Origin of the sequence: Gemmatimonas sp. UBA7669, from assembly GCF_002483225.1 — a bacterium.
Taxonomy (GTDB): domain Bacteria; phylum Gemmatimonadota; class Gemmatimonadetes; order Gemmatimonadales; family Gemmatimonadaceae; genus Gemmatimonas.
Genome location: NZ_DLHL01000042.1, coordinates 29391 through 51367 on the forward strand (window position 1 = coordinate 29391; position 21977 = coordinate 51367).

General features: G+C 66.1%; 19 protein-coding genes. 12 read left to right on the plus strand and 7 right to left on the minus strand.

From position 1 onward, the window contains the following. Positions 1–92: 92 nt before the first annotated feature. Positions 93–485, minus strand: a complete 393-nt coding sequence (locus tag B2747_RS11115; protein WP_291160527.1) for a hypothetical protein — start codon at positions 483–485, stop codon at positions 93–95. 196 nt (positions 486–681) lie between these two features. Here B2747_RS11115 and B2747_RS11120 point away from each other — a divergent pair, with 196 nt between their 5' ends. The 4 genes from B2747_RS11120 to B2747_RS11135 all read left to right on the plus strand — a co-directional run bounded on the left by B2747_RS11120 (position 682) and on the right by B2747_RS11135 (position 6175). Beyond that, positions 682–1893 (plus strand): hypothetical protein, encoded by a 1212-nt coding sequence (locus tag B2747_RS11120; RefSeq protein ID WP_291160530.1) that lies wholly within the window; start codon positions 682–684, stop codon positions 1891–1893. A 42-nt stretch (positions 1894–1935) separates the two neighbouring features. Continuing rightward, positions 1936–3096 carry a DEAD/DEAH box helicase gene (locus tag B2747_RS11125; RefSeq protein WP_291160533.1) on the plus strand — a complete coding sequence of 387 codons (1161 nt, stop codon included), beginning with the start codon at positions 1936–1938 and terminating at the stop codon, positions 3094–3096. A gap of 1196 nt (positions 3097–4292) precedes the next feature. After that, on the plus strand, positions 4293–5648 hold the full coding sequence (locus tag B2747_RS11130; protein ID WP_291160536.1) for a hypothetical protein: 1356 nt from the start codon (positions 4293–4295) through the stop codon (positions 5646–5648). Beyond that, positions 5645–6175, plus strand: a complete 531-nt coding sequence (locus tag B2747_RS11135) for a hypothetical protein (RefSeq protein WP_291160538.1) — start codon at positions 5645–5647, stop codon at positions 6173–6175. The genes B2747_RS11130 and B2747_RS11135 overlap by 4 nt, the downstream gene beginning before the upstream one ends. A 253-nt stretch (positions 6176–6428) precedes the next feature. Here the strand turns inward: B2747_RS11135 and B2747_RS11140 are convergent, their stop codons facing one another. Beyond that, positions 6429–6920, minus strand: a complete 492-nt coding sequence (locus tag B2747_RS11140) for a GspH/FimT family pseudopilin (protein WP_291160540.1) — start codon at positions 6918–6920, stop codon at positions 6429–6431. Between the two features lie 144 nt (positions 6921–7064). On the opposite strand from B2747_RS11140, the gene B2747_RS11145 reads away from it, so the two are divergent. The 3 genes from B2747_RS11145 (at position 7065) to B2747_RS11155 (ending at position 12157) form a co-directional block, all read left to right on the plus strand. Then, a complete protein-coding gene (locus B2747_RS11145; RefSeq protein WP_291160542.1) occupies positions 7065–8144 on the plus strand; it encodes a 6-phosphofructokinase in 1080 nt (359 codons plus the stop codon). A 240-nt stretch (positions 8145–8384) separates the two neighbouring features. After that, the gene (locus B2747_RS11150) at positions 8385–9374 is read left to right on the plus strand and encodes a hypothetical protein (RefSeq protein ID WP_291160544.1); all 990 of its coding nucleotides are present in this window, start codon (positions 8385–8387) and stop codon (positions 9372–9374) included. Between the two features lie 53 nt (positions 9375–9427). After that, positions 9428–12157: a DEAD/DEAH box helicase gene (locus tag B2747_RS11155; RefSeq protein ID WP_291160546.1), complete on the plus strand. Its 2730-nt coding sequence runs from the start codon at positions 9428–9430 to the stop codon at positions 12155–12157. Here the strand turns inward: B2747_RS11155 and B2747_RS11160 are convergent. Continuing rightward, complete coding sequence (locus tag B2747_RS11160) at positions 12132–14432, minus strand: putative bifunctional diguanylate cyclase/phosphodiesterase (RefSeq protein ID WP_291160548.1); 2301 nt, start codon at positions 14430–14432, stop codon at positions 12132–12134. The genes B2747_RS11155 and B2747_RS11160 overlap by 26 nt on opposite strands. Before the next feature lie 265 nt (positions 14433–14697). On the opposite strand from B2747_RS11160, the gene B2747_RS11165 reads away from it, so the two are divergent. Together B2747_RS11165 and B2747_RS11170 are read left to right on the plus strand one after the other, a co-directional pair. After that, a complete protein-coding gene (locus B2747_RS11165; protein WP_291160550.1) occupies positions 14698–15309 on the plus strand; it encodes a TetR/AcrR family transcriptional regulator in 612 nt (203 codons plus the stop codon). Positions 15310–15311: 2 nt separating this feature from the next. After that, the gene (locus B2747_RS11170) at positions 15312–15974 is read left to right on the plus strand and encodes a sigma-70 family RNA polymerase sigma factor (RefSeq protein ID WP_291160552.1); all 663 of its coding nucleotides are present in this window, start codon (positions 15312–15314) and stop codon (positions 15972–15974) included. Positions 15975–15996: 22 nt separating this feature from the next. On the opposite strand, the gene B2747_RS11175 is transcribed toward B2747_RS11170, so the two are convergent. Next, positions 15997–16638, minus strand: coding sequence for a hypothetical protein (locus B2747_RS11175; protein WP_291160554.1), 642 nt, complete (start codon positions 16636–16638; stop codon positions 15997–15999). Then, entirely contained in the window at positions 16635–17288 is a 654-nt protein-coding gene (locus tag B2747_RS11180; RefSeq protein WP_291160556.1) for a CGNR zinc finger domain-containing protein, read from the minus strand. The genes B2747_RS11175 and B2747_RS11180 overlap by 4 nt, the downstream gene beginning before the upstream one ends. Positions 17289–17389: 101 nt before the next feature. Between B2747_RS11180 and B2747_RS11185 the strand changes: the two genes are divergently transcribed. Next, entirely contained in the window at positions 17390–17956 is a 567-nt protein-coding gene (locus B2747_RS11185; protein ID WP_291160558.1) for an inosine/xanthosine triphosphatase, read from the plus strand. Here the strand turns inward: B2747_RS11185 and B2747_RS11190 are convergent. Next, positions 17932–18855, minus strand: a complete 924-nt coding sequence (locus B2747_RS11190; RefSeq protein ID WP_291160560.1) for a universal stress protein — start codon at positions 18853–18855, stop codon at positions 17932–17934. The genes B2747_RS11185 and B2747_RS11190 overlap by 25 nt on opposite strands. A 125-nt stretch (positions 18856–18980) precedes the next feature. Between B2747_RS11190 and B2747_RS11195 the strand changes: the two genes are divergently transcribed. Both B2747_RS11195 and B2747_RS11200 read left to right on the plus strand, forming a co-directional pair. Continuing rightward, complete coding sequence (locus B2747_RS11195; RefSeq protein WP_291160562.1) at positions 18981–19460, plus strand: acyl-CoA thioesterase; 480 nt, start codon at positions 18981–18983, stop codon at positions 19458–19460. A 9-nt stretch (positions 19461–19469) separates the two neighbouring features. After that, complete coding sequence (locus tag B2747_RS11200; RefSeq protein WP_291160564.1) at positions 19470–20723, plus strand: 4-hydroxy-3-methylbut-2-enyl diphosphate reductase; 1254 nt, start codon at positions 19470–19472, stop codon at positions 20721–20723. 74 nt (positions 20724–20797) lie between these two features. Here B2747_RS11200 and B2747_RS11205 read toward each other — a convergent pair whose 3' ends face one another. Further along, entirely contained in the window at positions 20798–21964 is a 1167-nt protein-coding gene (locus B2747_RS11205) for a thiolase family protein (protein WP_291160567.1), read from the minus strand. Positions 21965–21977: the final 13 nt, after the last annotated feature.

Genomic DNA, 21977 nt, shown 5'->3' on the forward strand with positions numbered 1-21977 from the left:
GCCGGGATGGCGCGGTGCCCTCGTGTGTAACGCGGTTGGTCAGGCGCTGAGCGCTGCCCGCCCCAAAAACGGTGACCGTATCAGCGGCGCAATCAGAGACCGCCGCGGCGCCCCTGGGGCATGGCGGCGAGGTTCTCGTCGAACTTCTTCTTGTGCTCGTCGGTGGTGAGCAGCGCCTTGAGGGCCGCGTTGCGTTCGCCGTTGACCTTCTGCATGGCTTCACGCGCCGCGCCCTGGTCGCCACTGGCGCGCGCGGCCTGCATGGCCTCCATCTGGCTGCGCATGCTCTTCATGATGATGGTGTCGGCCTTGGCCGACTGCTCGGCCGACAGGGTGATGTCCTTGAACAGCATTTCCTTCTGACGGGCGACGCGCTGCTCGGGCGTCATCTGCTGCATGCCGCCACCGCCGCCGCCCTGAGCGTACGCGGGTGCGGCAATGGCGAGGAGCGCAACGGCAGTGAACAGGCGGAGCGAGGTCTTCATGGACGGGATCCGTGTGCGGAAGTGGTGGGACAGGCGGTCGCATGGGGACCGCCTTGGGTGAGACGCCGGCAGGGGCGAAACGTTAAGTGCCTTGGCCGCAAGCGGTTTGCCGATTTCCAGTCGTCGAGAATGCAGGGAATGGCGAGCTCACGTTTGCCTCTGGCGCGGGCCCGGTTTGGCGGTACGTTTGCGCGATATGACGATCCCTCCGTCTGTCCCATTCCTGCCGCCGGATCAGGTGGTCGCTGTGCCCGGCGAACTGCTCGAGGCCCCGCCGGCCCCCCCGGCCCCTCCGCCACCACCGGCCCCCGTTGCGGCGCCCATGGCCTGGTTGCTGGCGGAAGGTGGCGCGGTGGTGCGGGCGCGGCTGCTGCGCGACATCGCCCCGTCGGTGCCGGCCCTGCGCGATGTGCTGGAGGCGGCGTCGCCGTCCGGGGTGGCCACACTGCCGTATGGAAGCCGAGCCGGGTGGCATCTGCTGGGACAACAGGGGGTGGACGGCCACTGGCCGGCCGGGTGGCTCGTGGTGCCTCCGGGGGCTGAGCGGGTGGGGGTGGGCACCATTCCGGCCTATCGGCGACTGCTGGAGCTCGGCTGGGACCCGGAGATTCCGTCGCTGCAAGTCGCCCGTCGGGGCCTGTTCCGGCTGCTGGCCGAAGATCTCGACTGGTCCGTCATGGGGGAGCTGACCCCCCAGTTCGACGACGAAGACCAGATCCGGCATGGCCGGCGGATTCTGCGTGAAGCGGCGGCGGCGGCGCTGGCGCAATCCGGCCATGAGGATGATCCGCGGCTGCGCGGGGCCGCCAGGCGGCTCGTGCAGCGGGTGAACACCTTCCTCAAGAGTCCGCTGGCGGCCAAGCCTTGGGTGCGGCTGGGTAATCAGCATGTGCTGGACGCCGACGCGGCGCCCCCCAGCTTTCACCTGCTGGTCATGCTGGCCTACATGCCCACCTTCCGCAGTGAACACGCGGAGTTCATGGAGCGGCTCTACGAGTGGCTGTCGCAGCCCTGGCCGCGTCAGACGGCGGTGCAGTTGGTGGGCGAGGTGGTGCAGGAGCAACCGCAACTGGCGCTTGGTGACTATCTGGCCACACGCAATACCTTGGACGGCGACATCGTGAGTGCGCTGGCCTGGCTGGAAATCATGGCCCGCCTGGGTTTCCTCAACCGTCACGAGGGCTGGACCCGTCTCCTGGACCGCATGCTGGGCGACCGCGACCGGCGTGGTGTGTGGACGCCGCCACGTTCGGTGGAGGCTCCCGCACAGGTTCCGGTCTGGTCCTGGCCGGTGGCGCCGCTGTTTGATGCCGGCTGGGAGGACGCCGACCGCGGGTGGTCATTGGACGTGACCTTCCGGCTGCTGCTGATTGCCCAGTTGGCGGGGCGGGAATTGCTGCTGGGATAGCGTCGCCCCATATGGCGCTGTCCCATTAGCTTTCAGGGATCCATGACGATTCTCGATTCTGAAGCGACCGTCGGCGATGTGACCTTCGCCGACCTGGGGCTGGCTGAGCCCCTTCTCGACGCCCTGCGTGACGCGGGGTACGAACGCCCGACTCCCATCCAGCGCGAAGCCATTCCGCTGGCCCTGCGTGGCCGGGACCTGATCGGCCTGGCCCAGACGGGCACCGGCAAGACGGCGTCCTTCACGCTGCCGATGGTGCATCGCCTGCTGGGCGGTCCGCGGCGCACGCGGGTGCTGGTGCTGACCCCGACGCGTGAGCTCTGCCTGCAGGTGGAGGAGAGCGTGCGCAAATACTCGCGACATGCGCCGGTGGACGTGATCCCCGTCTTCGGCGGCGTGGGTTACGAGCCGCAGGAGCGCGCGCTGCGCCAGGGGGTCGATGTGGTAGTGGCCACCCCCGGCCGTCTGCTCGACCATCTCGAGAAGCGCAACGTCGACTTCACGTATCTCGAGACGCTGGTGCTCGACGAAGCCGATCGCATGCTCGACATGGGCTTTGCGCCGCAGCTCAATCGCATCGTGGAGCAGGTGCCGCGCTACCGGCAGACGCTGCTCTTTTCGGCCACCATGCCGCCGGAAGTGGAAGCGCTGGCGCGCAAGTATCTGCGCAAGCCGGTGGTGGTGCAGGTGGGACGACGCTCGAGTGCGGCCACGACGGTCACGCACGCCGTGTACCCGGTGCCACGTCATCGCAAGAACGACCTGCTGGTGCATCTGCTCACGGCCGCCGATCACGATTCGGTGCTGGTGTTCACGCGCACCAAGAGCGGCGCCGACCGTGTGGTGCGCGACCTGTCGCAGGCCTGCGTCCACGCCGGCGCCATGCACGCCGACAAGTCGCAGCGCGAGCGCATGCAGGCACTCGAGGACTTCAAGAGTGGCAAGCTGCGCGTGCTGGTGGCCACCGACATCGCGCAGCGCGGGCTCGACATCAGCGGCATCACGCACGTCATCAATTTTGATGTGCCGCAGCAGCCCGAGGACTACGTCCACCGCATTGGCCGTACGGGCCGCGCCGCCAGCACCGGCGACGCGTACACGTTCATGAGCGCCGAGGAGATTGGCCTGGTGCGCACCATCGAGCGCACCATTGGCCAGGAGATTCCACGGGTGAGTGTGCCGGGGTTCGACTTCGGTACCTGAGGGTGAACGGGGGCAACTCCAAACTCAGAACTTGCACTCAAAGCTCACAGCTGACCGAACTGTCGGTTAGCTGTGAGCTTTGAGTTCAAGTGGTGAGTGTCGAGTGCGGACCAACAACTCGGAACTCGAACCCAGAACTCGAAACTGATCAGTTCCGGGTCTTGCGTTGAGGTTCCGGGCCATAGGTCGGCTCAACTCCAGACTCAGAACTCAAACTCAAAGCTCAGAGCTGACCGGACTGTCGGGTAGCTGTGAGCTTTGAGTTCAAGTGGTGAGTGTCGAATGCAAACCATGAACTCGATACTCGAACCCAGAACCCGAAACTGATCAGCTCCGGGTCTTGAGTAGGAGTTCCGAGTCTTGAGTTGAAGGACCGAATCGTCCGGCGCCCGTCTGAATTCGGCCGTAGCTTGACGCCGCCGATGCGGGGCCGCACAATCTGAGAATCAGATGCGCCGCCACGCGGGGCAATTCGGTATTGTGGCGCGTTCGATCAGTCGGGAGCGTATCTCATGCGTGCAATCATTGCCATGGTCCGATTAGCTGCAGTGTATTCGGCCGCACTGTGCGTTGGTGCTGCCGTCACGACTGCCCATGCTCAGTCATCCGACCTGCGTTCACGCGTTGAACCGCGACTTCAGTTCATGGTTGGCGAGTATCACGCAGCGTGGCAGCGGGCCTGGCGGGACAGCGAAGAGTATCGGCGGTTTCGGATCTCGAACGAGTTGTATGCGCTCCGACACACCATGCTTCATTGCCATCCTGAGTATTTTGATGAGGCCCACCGATGGCGTTGGAACTTCCCAGACTCGTTGCCCGTCGCATTCCAAGCCGTTATCAATGCCAAGGAACCGTCGCACTGGCTTTGCCCAGGTTGGCGATTGACTTCGCAGCTCATCGACGCCGCCGATGAATCCGTGTGGCGCGACTTTGCGTTGCGCCCGCAATACCGGACAAACATTGCTGCCAGGCGGTCGCACCTGTTAGCCACGCTCGACAGTGCACAATCCGTTGACCCAGGCAACGCGTGGATCTCGGGTCAACTAGTTCGGCTTCGTCTGGCCGACCTCGACGAACGTGGAGCCGCACGCGCAGCGGCAAACTGTCGAACCGAAGGGTGGTGGTGTCTCGCGCTGAGGGGACTTGTGCAGGCACGGAGTGGCCAATACCTGGCCGCCGATTCCAGCTTTCGTGGCATGCGACAGACCATGGGCGACAGCCTGCGTTGCGAGTGGGACGATGTGTCCGAGCTGCTGGAAGGGGGCGACCAGGCACGATTCCGGTCCATGAGCTGTGCGGCGCGGGAACAGTTCACTGGCACCATCTGGTGGCTAGCCGATCCGCTCTGGCGCGAGCCCGGAAATGCACGGCGAATGGAGCACGATGCGAGGCGCACCGAAATCAACATTGGGCGAATGGCAACTCAGGATGAGCGTTTCAGCTACGACCGGCAGCGTGGCGGAGAAGCGGTGGCCTCGATGATCCTTCGATTTGGCTGGCCAACCTACCGTGGATGGCTGGGAATGTTTGATGAACGCGATCATACCAACTGGCTTACCGTCACCCACAGGGCCTGGCCTCCGTCCCCCCCATACTCGACACTCGAGTTCTCTCTGGACCGCATCCACACGCTTCCGAGTTGGCGCGCTGCGCTGAATCCATTCGAGGCCAAATCCGAGGACTGGCGCTTCATCGACGAAGACAGCACCGGCATGCCAACGGCGATTTGGTGGCCCACCGAGCACTTCCGGCCGGCCCGTCGTCTTGTGCAATTGCCCGAGGGACAGACCGTTTCCGTGCGTCGGCAGTCGTATATCGAAGTGGTCAGCGCCGTCACGATGGGGCATCCTGCGCAACTCCGGGCCCGCGACCGCTACGATGTCATGTTGCTGGCCTCGTCTGGCCCAGAGCGCGCGGATTCGCTCGACCAACAGTGGGCGGCCAGTGGCGACACGGTACGATTGCGTGGGCGTCTCTCCGGTGAGCCCACCCTGCTTGGCATTGAAGCGGTGGGCCAGGCGGCCGACGGTTTGGATGCGCGTACGCGCTTTGGCTTTTCTCCACCGCGGCCGCTGTCGGCGCTGGCTGCCGATGAACCGGCGGTGTCGGACCTCGCATTACTGCCTCCGTTGAGTGCCGCACAACTGGCGGCGCCGTCGGATACGCTGCTGCATCTGCTACGGCCCTCTTCGATGCTGACCGCCAACGACCGTCGCCTGAGCCTTTACTGGGAGAGCTACAACACGCGGCCCAGTGACAGCGTGCAGATCGTATTGCGCGTGGTGCCGGAGAACGGCGCCAGCCTGCTTCGGCGACTGGGCATTGCGGCACGACTGATTGCCGATCCCACCGAAGGCGTGGAGGTCCGGTGGTTGGATTCGGAGCCATTGGGCGGCCAAACCACTCTCGTTGGGCCGGTGTCGGCCCAGATGCGCGCCATCACCCTGGATCTTGGTCGCCTCAAGCCGGGCCGGTACCTGATTGACCTGCGCATGCAGCGGAAGGATGGGCGCATGGCGGTGCAGCAAACGGCCGTGGAGTTGTTGCCATGAAACAACCGCTGCTGGCCCTGGGCTTCCTGGTCTTCGTGGCGAACACCGCACACGCCCAATTGCGAACGCAGGGGGTGTATCGAGGCTCGGTCCCCATTCGCGAGTACGACCGCGAAACCAAGGTGTTTCGCGAGCACGTGGTGGTCAATCTGCCACCCGGCTATCTCGGGGTTCCGCGCCCAGGTCAACCTGTTTCGGGCTACTATGCGTGGAAGCTCAGCTTCAATGGGAACACTCCGTTGACGTTTGTGCTGCGCACCGATTCGGCGCTGGCGGCCAAGGACGATCAGACGGTGCTTCGTGCTGCGCGATTGTATTTGTGCCGAGACAGCGAGCAGTGGTTGCTGGAATGCGATACGCCGGTGCGGGCCACCGCCCGTCGCTCGCGCGAGCATATCGAGTTGGATATTCAGGACCCGGCGCTGGCCTCGAGACTCAGGGCGGGCAAGCCCACGCTGCTGTTCCGGCAGCTCATCGAGCCCGGAGGGCGATTCCGGGTGGATGAGGTGGGGGTGCTGGTCCCCTGAACACCACCCCGAACTCAACACTTGTACTCAAAGCTCAGAGCTGACCGAACTGTCGGTTAGCTGTGAGCTTTGAGTTCAAGTGGTGAGTGTCGAGTGCAAACCATGAACTCGATACTCGAACCCACAACTCGAAACTGATCAGTTCCGGGTGGTGCGTTGAGGTTCCGGGTCATAGGTCGGCTCAACTCCAACCCCAAAACTCGAAACTGATCAGTTCCGGGTTGTGGGTAGAAGTTTCGAGTTCTGAGTTGCTCTATCGTCGCTGCACCCGCCCCAGCCTCGATACCGTCAATGTGTCCGCCCGCCCTCCGCGGGCCAGCACCAGCCGCAGATTCGCGGCTCCCACGCCCAGCGCGTCGGGCCCGTAGGCCATGGAGTCGCGTGTGCTCTGCAGAACGATCCGCCGTTCGGCAAACTCAGCGCGCGCCAACGTATCGCTGCCCCGGTGCACCACCACCCGCCGGCCCGACGCATCAATACGAACCGCCACCCGCGTGCCGCTCGCCCAGGCCTGATCGCGCGCGAAGGCCAAGAGGTCGGCCGCTTCGGCGGCCGCCGTTTCCACGGTCAGTGCGTCGAGCAGCGGTAGGCTGCGGGCGAGGGCCAGGGCGAGCAGCACGCCGAGCAGGGCCAGCACCACCACCTGCTCGACCAGCGTGACGCCGGTGCGGGCACGGGCACGGGCGCGGGCTCGCCGAGGCCGACGACGAGAATCACTGGGCGATGGTCGAGTTGAGACACGCATGCGCCACAGTGCACACAACCGGCGCCCGCTGTTGCACCGTTTTTACGCCAGCGGTGCGCCGGCAACGCAGCAAGCCCTGCTGCAGACCCGGGCACAAAGTACATTACGGCTTCCTCCTACCCACTCCCGATCATTTCCACCCCCATGCGGATTGCCATTTCCACCGGCGGCGGCGACGCGCCGGGTCTCAACGCCGTCATACGCGCGGCCGTGCTCTCGGCGCGCACCCGCGGCTGGGATGTGCTCGGCATCAAGCGCGGTTTTGCCGGCCTGCTTGGCGAAGACGAAATCGTGCCACTCACTGCTGACTCGGTGCGCGGCATCGCGGCACAGGGCGGCACGATCATCAAGACCACCAATCGTGGCAGCCCGTTTGCCTATCCCGTGCAGCAGCCCGACGGGACCTGGGCGAGTGTCGATCGCTCCGACGAACTGGTGGAGAACGCGCGCAACCTCGGCATCGAGGCCATCATCTCCATTGGTGGGGACGGCTCCCTCGCGATTGCGCAGAAGCTCAGCCAGAAGGGGGTGCGGGTGGTGAGCGTGCCCAAGACCATCGACAACGATGTGGCGGGCACCATCACCACCTTCGGCTTCGACACGGCCGTCAACACGGCCATGGAAGCCATCGACAAGCTGCACACCACGGCGGAGTCGCACGATCGCGTGATGGTGCTGGAGGTGATGGGTCGCGAAGCGGGCTTCATTGCGCTGCACGCGGGCGTGGCCGGCACCGCCGATGTGATTCTCATCCCCGAAATCGAGTGGGACATCGAAAAGGTGTGCGCGAAGATCGTGGAGCGTGACGCGTCGGGTCGGCGCTTCAGCATTGTGGTGGTGGCCGAAGGGTCCAAGCCCAAGGGTGGCTCGGAGTCCATCATCGGGGCGTCGCTCCCGGGTCAGGACCGGCGCCTGGGCGGTATCGCCGAGCGCATCGCGTATGACATCCAGCGCATCACGGGCAAGGAAACGCGTTCCATGGTGCTGGGGCATTTGCAGCGCGGTGGCTCGCCGACCGGTTACGACCGTCTGTTGGCCACGCGTTTTGGCGCAGCGGCCGTACAGGCGGTGGCCGACAAGAAGTGGGGGCACATGGTGGCGCTGCAATCGCCGCACATCGTGGCCATTCCCATCGAAGAGGTGTTGGCGGAAACCAAGCGGGTGGACCCGAAGCATGACGTGGTACAGACCGCGCGCATGATCGGTATTTCCTTCGGCGACTGAACAGCAGCCCCACCTGTCCAGTCAGGAGGCCGCCCCTGTCCCCAAAGCATGACAGAAGGCGGCCGGGATGTGACCCGGCGGACCCTCGTACTGTCCGTAGGGTACCGTAGTGTCGATACTTACGACGAAAGCGGCGGCGTTCCCGTGCATGGCACGCCGGTTGCACGTCACTCGCAGTAGGGTGGCCGGCTGTCCGTTCGTGGGGAACGGAGGCTCGGGATACCGGTGGAGAGCGTTCTCATGATTCGAACTTCCTGGCGGGTGCTGACAGCTGGCGTGGTCCTGTCGCTCATGGCGACGGGTTCCTCGGCGTGGGCGCAGGCCAAGAACGCGCGTCCGTCGGGCAAGGCGGCCGAAAAGGACAGCATCCCGAAGGAGTATCTGCCGCCGGCCGGCATGTGTCGGGTCTGGGTGGACGGGGTGCCCGCCAACCAGCAGCCGGCGCCCACCGACTGTGCCACCGCAGTGCGCAACAAGCCCGCCAATGGCCGCGTGGTTTACGGTGAAGACAAGTCGAAAGGCAAGAAGGTCGACGACCTGCCCATCAATCGACTCAAGTCCGACGTGAAGAAGGGGCCGCCGCTCATTCCGCCGCTGGCGGCCAACCCGGACCCTCGGGCCCGCGAGGCCTGGGAGGCCAAAAAAATCTCCGATGCCCAACTTCACGGCGATGCGCCGGCGTCTCAAGCGCCGGCGTCGGCATTTCCGGGTGGGGCCATGTCACCACAGGGGCCCCTGGGGTCATACGGCGGGTACGTGACGCCCGGCGGGGTGGTGGTGCCGGGCGCCGTGTCCGACCCGCGTTACTTCGCCCCGGGCATGACACCGCCGGGCACCGGTTCCTCGGCCTGTCTGGACCGCGATGAGGACGGCTGGTGCGATGATCAGCGCTTCGGGCCGCCGGTCTGTCTCGACCGGGACAAGGACGGGCGCTGCGACGACCTGCCGGAGTTCGCCTCACGGGCCTATCCGCAGGTGCTGCCCATGATGCGCAGCACCATTGATGTGCTGCAGGGGCGGCCCAGTCAGGACATCATGCAGTGGCTGGGCACCAACGAGTTTGTGCTACGGGTGCCCGATCAGGGCCGCGGCGGCGTGCCCTGGCGCGCCATCTTCCTCGACACCAACAGCCAGTTGCTGCAGGTGTGGACGGACGTGAATCGCGATGGCCGGGCTGACCGCATCGAAATCTTCCGTAATGGTCAGCGGGTCAAGCTCATTCAGCGCTGAGTTGTGACGGCCGACGGCCGGCGTGAGATGACGCCGGCCGAGTAGATTGCAGAGTGCGCACACCCATTGATCGCTATCTGCCGCCCGATCCGGCGGCCTTCGTGGCGGCCGCGCCGCCCACCGGACGTGTCATCGTGATCGCGCCAACACGCGCGGCCTGCGAGACCATCGAACTCGCGGTCGGTCTGCACCTCGACACCTTCCTCGAACGCACGCGCGGCGCCGACCTGCGTCGCCTGGCCGGCAGCGGGAAGGGGTTCGGCATCGTCGCGGGCACGGGCACCGGCAAGACGCTCGCCATCCGCCCGATTGCCGAGACCATTCTTGGCACGACGGCGCTGCGTGTTGGGGTGGTGAACCGAGAGCGTGAAGCGACACCGGAGACGCCGTCGTGGAACGTGATCATCGTGACCACCGGCATTGCGCGGCGCTGGTTTCAGGACGGCGACATTCACCCCACGGACACGCTGGTGGTGGACGAGATTCACCAGACCAGTGCCGAGCTGGAGCTCTGTCTTGCACTGGGCAAGCGGGTGGGCTGCCGCTACATCTGGCTGTCAGCCACCGTGGATCCGCGCTTCTATGCGCGCTATCTCGAAAGCGCCGACGTGCTGGAAGTGTCGGCCTTCGATGCCAGCAAGGCCGCGCGCGTGGAGGTGCAGCGCAAACAGCCGCTCGAGTTTCTCGACGAGCGCTTCCTGCAGAAGCTCGCGCGCAGCGAACGTGGCGTGGCCATGTTCCTGCCCACGCGGGCGGCGGTGGAAGAGGCCGCGGAATGGGTGCGGCATCGCTATCCGCGGGTGAGTGCCGCACACTATCACGGCGGCGAACCCATTCGGGTCATCCGGCCTTTCCTCGAGGGCGAGGTGGCCAAGCCCTACTTCCTGGCCATGACGGCCGCGGGGCAGAGCGCGCTCAATGTGCCGGGTCTCGACACGGTCATCATCGACGACACGCGTTTCACCAACGTGATCGATCGCGGACGCAATGTGCTGACGCGTGTGCATCTGGGCGCCAACGAGATTCTCCAAATGGCGGGGCGTGTGCACGGGCGTGTGGAAGGTGGCCGCGTGTACATCCTGAGTGATCGGGACATTCGCTTCGAGGCGCTGCGGCCCACGGAGCCCGAGTTCCAGTTGGCCGGTGACAGCGAGCGCGTGGCGCTGACCTGCGCGGATCTGGGGGTGCGCGCCGATGCCCTGGACCTGCCGGTACCGCTTGACCGTGCCGCCTATCGCCGTGCGCTCGATCATCTCACCACCCGTGGCCTCATCGCCAACGATCGTCTCACGCCCTATGGCCGCGCGGTGGAGGCCCTGCCGGTGGAGCGCGCCTGGGGTGAGCTCATCGTCAATGGCGAAGACGACTTGTTGCCCGTGCTGGCGGTGATGAGCGGCATCGAGTCGCTGCATCGCATGACGCGTGAGGGGCGTGATCTGGAAGGACTGGTGGTGCGCGGCAGTGATCATCTCACGGCGTACAACGTGTATGCCGACGCGTATCGCGCGGCCGGCTACATCGGCGATGTGTATGGCCTGCCGCGTCATCTGTTCGATGCCGATCGCATTGCGCATTGGGCGGAGCAACGTGGCGTGCTGGTCAAGTCGCTCGAAGATGCGGCGCTGGCCATGGCCAGTGTGTATCGCAGTGTGGGCCTGCCATTGCCGCACACGCTGCCACTCGCCGGCCACGCAGTCCATCGGCGATTTGCCGACCTGGTGGCGCGCTTCATGCCCTTTGATCTCGTCATCGAAGAAGAAACGGCGGACGGCCACGAAGCACGCGTGTCCAAGACCAGCGTGTGCGGTTCCTGGGGCGCGGTGGCGGGTACGCTGCGCTACTTCGCCGATCGCCACGGCATTCCGCGCGCGAGCATCGAGGGCACGCAGCTCAGCATGGATCTCGTGCGCCAATATGCGCTGCGGCATCCGCCGGAGCTGGCGCTCGATCCGGAGCGCAAGCAGGCGCCGGTGCTGCTGCGTCGTCGCGTCACGTATTTTGGCTTCGAGCTCTCACGTGAGAGCGAGCCGCTGCCGGAGTTCCCGCCCGATCTGGCCGACGGTGCGCGCGCGTTGCTGGCGGAAGCGGCGGCGCGTGGCGAGCTGCGGCATCCGGCCATGCGACGCAATCAGCCGGTCGTGGACGAAGTGCGCGAGGTGTATCGCCGTCTGGGCGGACGCACGGCACGCCTCGGACAGGCCGAGCTGGCGGCGTGGTATCAGCGGGCCATGGGTCAGGAGCGCAGCTGGGAGCGCATTCGTTCGCTCCCCATGCTGCTGGACCGCCGCGATTTCGTGAGCGACGCAGATCTGGCGGCGGCGCGTGCGCTGCCGGGCAGCGTGGAGATTCGCGACCGCGCGGTCACGCTGGATTACGACGTGGAGGAGCGGGACGGCCAGATCGTGCCGGTCGTGCGACTGCGTCTGCCGGAGAAGCTCGCGCGCACACTGGTGGCGGAAGAGCTGCCCACCCTCGACCGGGCGCTGCGCTTTGTGGTGGTGCGGGGACAGCGTGGTGCGGTGCGCGCGGACACGCTGGAGGCGCTGCATGAGCGGCTCGATGATCCGTACACGGACGAGGAGCGCGCGAGAACAGCAAACCGCGATAGCCGGGGCAGCGGAAGCCGTAGTGACAGAAGCCGTGGAGACGGAAGCCGTGGGGGCAGTTACCGCGGAGGCGGTTCAGGCGGTGGTCGGGGTGGCGGTCACCGTGGTGGTCGGGGTGGTGGCCGCCCCGGTGGCCGCCCCGGCGGGAAGCCTAAGCGGCGTGGGCCACCGCGGTAGGAAGTGCCGAGGTGGCGCCACGGTCACGGTGTTCGCGCAGGAACTGCCGCAGCAGTTCATCAGTGAGCGGGCGGCTGTACAGGTAACCCTGCCCGACATCGCACTGCAGTTCGTGTAGCAAGGCGTGCTGGCCCGGCGTTTCAATGCCCTCGGCCACCACCAGCGCGCCCAGTGACTTGCCGAGCTGCACGATAGTGCGCACGAGCGCACGATCGCGCTCGCCGTCTTCCACGCGTTGTACAAACGCGCGGTCTATCTTCAGTTCGTCGAACGGCAGGAACTGCAGGTAGCTCAGCGACGAATAGCCGGTGCCGAAGTCGTCAATGGCGATGTGCACACCCACGTCGCGCAGTTCCTGCAGCACGCGGAGGGCGCGATCGGGTTGGCGCATGATGTCGCTTTCGGTGAGCTCGAGTACCAGGTGCGACGCGGGCAGTCCACTTTCACGAAGGGCTTCGCGCACAGTGTGCACCAGATCCGGCGCATCGAGCTGTCTGGCCGCCACGTTCACACTCATGGTGAAATCCGCGCCGGCCACCTCGCGTAGCCGAACCGCTTGTCGGCAGGCTTCACGCAGGACCCAACGACCAAGCGGCACGATGAGACCCGTGGCCTCGGCGATGGGCAGGAAGGTGCAGGGGGGGACATCGTCGCGCTTCGGATGTCGCCAGCGCAGCAAGGCTTCGGCGCCCACCACACGGCCGTCGTGCATCTGCACCAGCGGCTGGAAAGCGAGATACAGCGATTGCCGCTCGATGGCTTCGCGAAGGTCGTTCTCGAGCTCCAGCCAGTTGAGGGCGTCCTGATGCATGGCCGGGTCAAAGCGGCGCACCGCGCAGCGCCCATCGGCTTTGGCCGTGTACATCGCCGCGTCGGCGTCACGCAGCGCCGAGATGTCGTCGTCGTCCGGCATGGTGAGCTTGTAGCCGATGCTGACCCCAACTGAGACGTCGCGGCCGCTGATCTGTACCGGACGCGTAATGGACTCCAGCAATCGCTCGGCGAGTCGTTCGACCTGTTCGACGCTTTCGATATCGTCGAGCAGGATGGCGAACTCGTCGCCGCCCAGTCGCGCCGCCGTGTCGCCGGCACGCACCACCGCTTCGAGTCGGCGGGCAATGGCAACGAGCAATTGATCGCCGGCGGCGTGCCCCAGGGAATCGTTGACGCGCTTGAAGCCATCGAGATCGAGCAGCATGACCGCCGCCTGACTGGCATGCCGCGTGCCGCGCGCCAATGCGTGCCGAAGGCGGTCACCAAAGAGGGCCCGATTGGCAAGACCCGTGAGGTCGTCATTGAAGGCCTGACGCACGAGCGCGGCCTCCATGCGTTTGCGCTCACTGATGTCCTGGATCATGCCGATGAGATAGCTCTCGCTGTGCTGCTTCATGCGCGACACGGTGAGCTGGCCCCAGACGATGTGGCCTTCACGGTGGAAGAAGCGACGCTCCACCGTGACCGATTCCCGCAGGCCGTGCCGGAGTTCATGCCCCAGTTCCCGTGTGCTCTCCACGTCTTCGTCGGGCGAGAGCGAGGTGGCCGAGCGGCCAATAAGTTCACCGGGACCGTAGCCGAGCAGGGCTTCGGCGGCAGGGTTGGCCTCGAGGATGACGCCGTCGAAGGAGAGCACGTGAATGGCCACTCCCGCGTATTCGAAAAAGGTGCGGAAGCGGGCATCACTCTCCCGCTGCTTGCGTGCGGCTTGTCGCTCCTCGGTGCGATCGCGCACATGCAGCACGATGTTCTGGCGGTCGGCCAGCGACACATGCTGCAGCGTGACAACGGTGTCCCGTGGCGAGCCATCGCGGTGGGTCAGTACGAGATCGAGGGTTCGCGTGGCGCCCGGCGCGAGCGTCAGCACCTGTGGCGTGAACGGGCATTCGCTGCCGGTCTTTCGGGCCAGCTGATCGAGCGGACGGCCCAGCACGTCCGCCGCGCTGTGGCCCAGCAGGCGTTCTGCGGCGCCGTTCCATGTTTCCACGGCTAGATCGCTGGCGCGCAGGGCGATCATGGCCACCGGGCTGTCCTCAAACAGTCGGCGGTAGCGATGCTCGCTGCGCTCGATGCGCTCGAGTCGCTCGTGCAGTTCTTGCGCGAGAGACTCCATGGCTACTTCATCGAGCTGCCGCTGCTGATCTACATCGTCGAGCAGGCGGCTGATGGCGTGCAGGACCGGCGTCAGCTTGCCGTCATCCTGCACCCAGTGGCGTCGCAACTGGCGTTCGAGATAGGGGTGGATCCGCGGATCCGCGAAAAGCTCTTCGGGTGTGGACATTGAATGGGGCGATCCCAACGGCGGGGGCCAGACACATGGCGTGACTGGACAGTGTCGGCGGCTGGACCCACTTCCTGAACCCGCGCGCTGTCAGAACCCGTGGGAACCGCGCAAGACCGTAGAGTCCTAAAAGTGCTGGTTTCAGTTAGGGTTCACCGGTCCGCGGCGCTCGACCAGGTAGCCATAAAGCCTTGTAAAACAACAGGTTGTGACGCTTGTGGTTTCGGCCTTGCACTTTGGACCGTACGGTCCTACATTGATGCCCATGCAGGAACGCCGAGTACAGATCCTTGATGCCGCTGCGGCACTCATCGCCGAGCGTGGATTCACGTCCACGTCAGTTGATGACGTCATCCGCGGGGCCAAGCTGAGTGGCAAGAGCCACTTCTATCACTACTTCAAGTCGAAAGAAGAACTCGGCTACGAAGTGCTCAATCGTCAGTTCGAGCGCTTTGCCGAGCGTGGTCTCGCGATCCTTCGCGAGCCCATGATCGACCCGCTGGAGCGCCTGTCGTTGTTCATCGACGGCGTGGTGGCGCTGCAGGCAGAGAGCGGCGGCCGTCGCGGTTCACCGTTCGGCAACCTGGCGGCCGAGCTGGCTGATGCGCATGAAGGGTTCCGCGTGCGCATCGAGGCCGTGTTCGAGCGCTGGGCCAGTCAGATCGGTTCGCTCCTGTGGGAAGCGCGTCCGGTGCTGCAGGACGATGTGGACGCGGTACGGTTGTCCCGGTTCATCATTGCCACGCTCGAGGGCGCGGTGCTCATGACGCGTGTCAAGCGTGACCTGACGGTCCTCGAAGGGATCGCAGCTGACCTCAAGCGGTTCATCGCGATGCATGTGCGCGATGTCGAACAGGTGGAGCGTCGTCCATGGTAAGCGTGAACAGCGAAGCACAGCAGCAGGTGCTCGAGAACCGCGATGCAGCGGCACAGGGTGACCGCGCCGAACGTCGTGCCCGTTTCGAGCAGGAGGCGCTGGTCCATCTCGATGCCCTGTACAGCTTCGCGCTCAAACTCACGCGCTCGCGCGATGATGCCGAAGATCTCGTGTCCGATACCATGCTTCGCGCCATCGAGCGCTGGGAGCAGTATCACCTCGGGACCAACATCCGCGCCTGGCTGTTCACCATTCTGTACCACGTGTTCGTGAGCCGTACGCGGCGTATCGACTCACGTGAAGTGCAGCAGCCCAGCGACACGGAAGGTTGGGCGCTGTTCGAAGCCGTGGGCGAGGCCGACCCGGAAGGTCGTTTCTACGACTCCTTCCTCGACGACGAGATCACACGGGCCATTCGCGGGTTGCCGGAGGAGTATCGGGCCGCGGTGGTGCTGAGCGATCTCCAGGGACTGCGCTACGGCGAAATCGCACAGGTGCTCGGTGTGCCCGAGGGCACCGTCAAGTCGCGCCTCTTCCGTGGTCGCCGTCTGCTGCAGCGCAAACTGGCCAATTATGCCGTCGAGATGGGCTACCTGCGCGACTCGGTGGTGCGCGCGGTGCTGCAGCCCGCTCCGGCGCCCCGCGCGGCGCTGACAGGCGCCTGATTCACGAGTGCATCGTATCGGGTCAGTCCGCGAGATGACGGGCTGACCCGGCCAAATCAATGAGCGCGACTTCCACGCGCTCCCCCCAATGACGCAACTGCTCGCGCAACATGGCGAGCTCCTGCCGCGAAGCCGCGGCCTGCGCGGCTGCGTCATCGTGCATCACGGTGAGTTCCACGACGCGCTCGCGCATCACGGAGAGTTCGCCCAGTGCGGCGTGATGCTCGGTCTCGGTTGCTTCGAGCAACTCCTGCATGCCGGCCCGCGTCTGCGTGAGCAGTGTGCACATGGCCCGCCAGGCGTCCCGCTCGAGCAGCAGTTGCCGCCGATCCGCCGCGTCCTCTGCGAGACGATCCCGCAGTCGGGCGAGGCGCTGCACGAGCGTGCCGTTGCCGTTGACCGCCGTGCCGGGGCCCAGCATGGCGAGTGCGGTCTGCAGGTCGCGCTCGAGTTCGGCGACGCGCCGCGTTTGCTCATCGCGTGCGGCGCGTGTTTCGTCGAGTGTGGCGAGTGCTTCGCGCAGCGCGCGCAACTCCACGGCAATACGCCGGACGCCGCGTGCATCGCCTTCGGCCACCAGCCAGCGCAGCGAGGCCACGAAACCCCGCTCCAGTGAGAGCGGGTCGTTTTCCGGTCCGGGCTGTGCGCTGTACTCGCCGCTCACGCGCCGCCCAGCGTGCGAGCGCGATGCCGCGCGGCCTTGGCGCGATTGCCGCAGGTGCCCATGTCACACCAGCGCCGCAGACCGTTCTTGGTGCCGTCGATGAAGACACGATGACAGCGCGGGTCGGCGCAGCGGCGCACGCGGCCCAGCTCCTTCTCGATCAGCGTATCGGCTGCCGACTCGACAATGGGAATCATGAGGCCCGCAAAGGCGTCGCCGGTGGGCACGAAGATGCGGGTAAACCCACCGCCCGGCGTCGGGTCAAGGCGCCGCGTGCCGGCGCTGCGGCCCAACACGCGGTTGATTTCGACAATGGCGTCCTCGCGCACCCGCTCCACCTGCTGCCCGCGCTCAGCCAGGGCGCGCAGCGCGGCGCGCACGCGGCGCGCATCGACGAGGGTGGCGGCGGCCGCAGCCGGTTGCAGCAGCGCGCGACGACGGATGCCGCCCGCGCGCTCCTCGTCCACCACGTCCTGACTCTGCAGCCAGGTGAGCAGGGCTTCGAAGTCGCGCAGCAAGTCGCCACCGGGGGGCTGTGAGGCCGTGTCGGTGTTGACGAAGTCCAGCCAGAGACGGGTTCGCGGGGGAACCGGACCGGGCGCCTGATCGCGCGATTCGGCCCGCCGCGCTTTGGATGAGGTGACGGGCATATGGTCAAAGCGGTGGATGAGAGGTTACTTGTCTACGTGGCTGCAAGCAAGCGGCAGCGGGCAAGCGGCCGCGCCTGTTCTCCCGTTTTTGGTGTCGTGCGATGCATCGGCTCTTCCCGGATGACGCGGTCGTGGTAGTGGGATCGGGCAATCCCGTCAAACTGGCCGCTGTGCGTGCGGTGCTGGCCTCGGTGAATGCGGCGGTACGCGTGGAGGCCATCGAAGTCGCCAGCGGTGTGGCGGATCAGCCCATCGGGGACGACGTCACCCAGGCGGGGGCCCGTCAACGCGCGCTGGCCGCGCTGGCCGCCACGCCGCACGCGCATTTCGGCGTGGGGCTTGAAGGTGGCGTGGTGCGAACGGCCAGCGGCGGATTGCGCACCTGTGCGTGGTGCGTGGTGGTGGATCGCGCCGGCGGTGAAGGCCTTGGCGGTTCACTGTCCATGCCGCTGCCGGAGCGGGTGGCCGCCCGCATAACGGCGGGAGAGGAACTGGGGCACGCCATGGACGCCGAGGCGCGCACGACGGGCACCAAACACGGCCGGGGAGCGGTGGGCATCCTCACGGCCGGTCTGGTGGATCGCCAACGGGCTTATGAACCCATGGTGGCGTATGCGTTCGCGCCGTGGCTGGCGCCCGAGTTTTACGCGCCTTCGGTGGGGCGATAGACGAACACGGGCGTGGTGGCGTGACGAATGACTTCGTCGGTCACGCTGCCCAGCATGAAGCGCTTGAATCCGCCGCGTCCGTGGGTGGCCAGCGCGATGGCGCCAACCTGACGTGTCTCGGCCAGCTCCACGAGCGCGCGGGCCACACTCATGTCCGTCACGCAGACGTGTTCGGTGCCCGCGGGCAGTGTGGCGGCGATGCGGGAGAGGTAGTCATCGCGACCCGCCTCTTCGGCCCGCAGCGCCGAGTCGTCGGCGAGCAGGGCTTCGGCGCCAAATGGGGCCATGGGAATGGCGTGCGGGACGGTGACACCGGCCAGCAGGAGCGGTACGCCAACAGCCGCCGCGAAGGCCTGGGCGTGTGGCAGCATGGCTTCGGAGAACGGGGAGCCGTCGAGTCCGCAGAGCAGCGGTGCGGTGGGCAGTGGCGCCGCGTCGTCGGGCGTGGCGTCCCCGCTGCCGCGCACGAGGTACACCGGCGCCGTGGCGCGCGTCAGGAAGGCCGAGGCCACGGAGCCCACCCGCAGTCGCTCGAAACCGCTGCGTCCATGCGTGGTCATGATGGTGAGATCCACCGCATGACGCTGGCTGAATTCCTCGAGCGCCTCGACCACCGTGCCTTCGAGTACTTCCCCGTCGGCCGTGAGGCCCTGTGCGCGCAGGTGCGCCACGGTGGCCGCCAGCACCTCGGCATCGCGTTCGCGCTGCGACTGCACGAGCTCCTGATCGAAGACCGGGATGGCGACCTCGCCGGGCACAAAGGGGATGTACGCACTCGGGTCGTGCACGAGCGCGAGTTGAATGCGGGCGCCGGTGCGACGCGCGATGGCGGCGGCAACGGGCAGGGCCCGCGCACTCAGCGCGGAGCCGTCGACAGGCACAAAGAGAGTCCGGTACATAGCTTGAGGGTGCATCCGTGACGGCGATTCGGCCAGTGGGAGATCCCCGACAGCGGGGGATTCGACTGCGCCGTTACATGGCCGTTCCTTCGTTGTTCCTTCGCTCATGGTTCCCAGAACACCACATGACCGGTCGCCCCTTCGAAGTTGTTGAACATGTGCGCTGGGCCGACGTGGACCTGGCCGGCATCATGCGCTTCAGCGCCGTGCCCCGCTTTGTGGAGCTGGCGGAGCAGGAACTCATGCGTGCGGCGGGCTATCCGTACTCGCGGCTGATGGATCACCCGAGCTTCTGGATGCCGCGGCGCCAGTTGCTGGTGGACTATCTCGCACCGGCCCGTCTGGACGAGGCGCTGACGCTGGTGACCTATGTGCCGCGCTTTGGTGAGTCGTCGCTGACCCTGCACGTGGATTTGTATGGCACGGGCGGGCGCGCCGTGGCCACCACCGCCATGGTCCTGGTGTGTGTCAACGCACAGGACTTTCGCACACAGCCCCTGCCGGAGGAGTATCGCCGGGTGTTGGAGCCCTACGCCTGTCCGGTGGAGTTGGCGCGTGCGCCACGTGCAGGCAGCGCCTCACGCGAGACCCCCGGCGTCCGCTAGATTTCCCGGATGGCTTCCACTCCATCCTCCGCCGACCCGACGTACGTTCGCAAGGGCTTCGGGCTCAAGGCCGAAGTACAGGACACCCTGGCCGCCGATTACAACGGCCGGCTGGTGGATCTGCTGCGCGAGCGCGACTACCACCTCGAGGTGGGCGACACCACCATCCGGCTGGCCCGGGAGTTCGGGTTCTGCTACGGCGTGGAGCGTGCGGTGGACTACGCCTATCAAACCCGCCGCAAGTTTCCCGATCGTCGCATTTTTCTCGCGGGTGAGATCATCCACAACCCACACGTGAACGAGAAGCTGCGCGAGATGGGGGTGGAGTTTCTCTCGGCGAGTGGCAAGGGCTTCGACTATTCGCCGGTTGCCGCACAGGATGTGGTCATTCTGCCGGCGTTCGGCGTGACCATTCAGGACTTCCAGACGTTGCGGGAGTTGGGCTGTGTGGTGGTCGACACCACCTGCGGCTCGGTGCTGAACGTGTGGAAGCGTGTGGAGGCGTATGCGCGCGACGGCTACACCTCGCTCATTCACGGCAAGTACTACCACGAAGAGACGCGCGCCACCGCCTCACAGGTGGAGAAGTACCCCGGCGGCCAATACCTCGTGGTGCGGGACATGGACGAGGCGGAGCTGGTGATGGACTACATCGAAGCGCGCGCCGGCCTGCCGACGACACGCGCGCCCCTCTCGCGTGCCGCGTTCCTCGAGAAGTTTGCCGTGGCCGCCAGCGATGGTTTTGACCCGGATGTGCATCTGGCGCGCATTGGTGTGGCCAACCAGACCACGATGCTCGCACGCGAGTCGCTGGCCATTGGTGCGGCGGTAGGCGAGGCCATGGTGCGCGCGTACGGTCCCGCGCATCGCGAGGCCCATTTCCGCACCTTCGATACCATCTGCAGCGCCACGCAGGACCGACAGGATGCCGTCAAGGAGTTGCTGCAGGAGCCGATTGACCTGATGGTGGTGGTGGGCGGTTACAACTCCAGCAACACCATCTCGCTGGCCGCGTTGTGTGCGGAGCAGGTGCCCACGTATCACATTGCCGATCCCGACGACATCGACGTGGGGGGCAATGCGGTGCGCTATCGCCGCATCGACAAGCACCATCACGAAGACACGATGTCGCCGTGGCTGCCCACCAGCGGTCCGCTGCGGGTGGGCATCACGGCCGGTGCCAGCACGCCCAACAACAAGATCGAGCAGGCGGTGGCGCGTGTCTTTCTGCTGCGCGGTGTGAATCCCGCGGCTATCGCCTGACGGACACGGTGTGCGCCCTCAGGCGCACACGATCAGGCGTTCGCCCTCAGGCGTACGTCCTCAGGCGTACGTCCTCAGGCGTACACCTCGAAGATGCCGGCGGCGCCCATGCCGCCGCCGATGCACATGGTGACCATGCCGTAGCCGCCACCGCGTCGGCGCAGTTCGTGAATGAGCTGCGTGGTGAGTTTGGCGCCGGTGGCGCCCAGCGGATGGCCGAGCGCGATGGCCCCACCGTTCACGTTGATGATGTCGGTGGGCATATCGAGTTCCTTGATGACGGCCAGGGCCTGCGCGGCAAAGGCCTCATTGAACTCGATGAGTTTGAGGTCGGCCAGCGTGATTCCCGCACGCTTGAGCGCCTTGGGCACCGCCTTGATGGGTCCTACGCCCATGATGTCCGGGTCTACTCCGCCCACTCCGAAACTCACGAAACGCGCGAGTGGCACAAGGCCCTGCGCTTTGGCCGCGCTTGCCGACATGACCAGCACGGCGGCCGCGCCGTCGGAATAGGGGCTGGCATTGCCGGCCGTCACGGAACCCGTGGGCACGAACGCCGGTCGCAGCTTGGCGAGGCCCTCGGCCGTGGTGTCGAGACGTGGGCATTCGTCCACGGCAAACACGCGCTCGCTCACGGTCTTCTTCGCACCCTCCCAGCGGTACTGCGGCACGGCGATGGGCACGATTTCGTCGGCAAACACACCGCGTGCCAGTGCATCGGCCGCCTTCTGCTGACTGTGCAGCGCAAATGCGTCCTGCTGTTCACGCGTGATGCCCCAGCGCTTTGCCACCCGTTCGGCCGTGAAGCCCATGCCGATGTAGGACTCCACGATTTCCGGTGAGAGTCGCGCGTTGTAGCCCGACATGGGCACCTGCGACATCATCTCGATGCCGCCGGCCAGCACCGCGTCGCCCTGGCCCGCCCCAACGGCTTGCGCGGCGTAGGCCACCGCCTGCAATCCACTGGAACAGAAGCGATTGATGGTGGCGGCTGCCGTTTCCACGGGAAAGCCGCCACGCAACCACGCCAGTCGCGCATGATTGAGGCCCTGCGAGGCCTCCGGCATGGCGCAGCCCCACTGCACGTCTTCCACGCTGGCCGGATTGACGCCGGCCCGTTCCATGGCCGCACGCATGACGGCCGACGATACATCCACCGGATGCACGGTGGCCAGCGCGCCATCGGCCTTGCCACGGGCCACGGCCGTGCGCGCGCAACTCACGATCACGACTTCAGTCATCGATCTGCTCCTC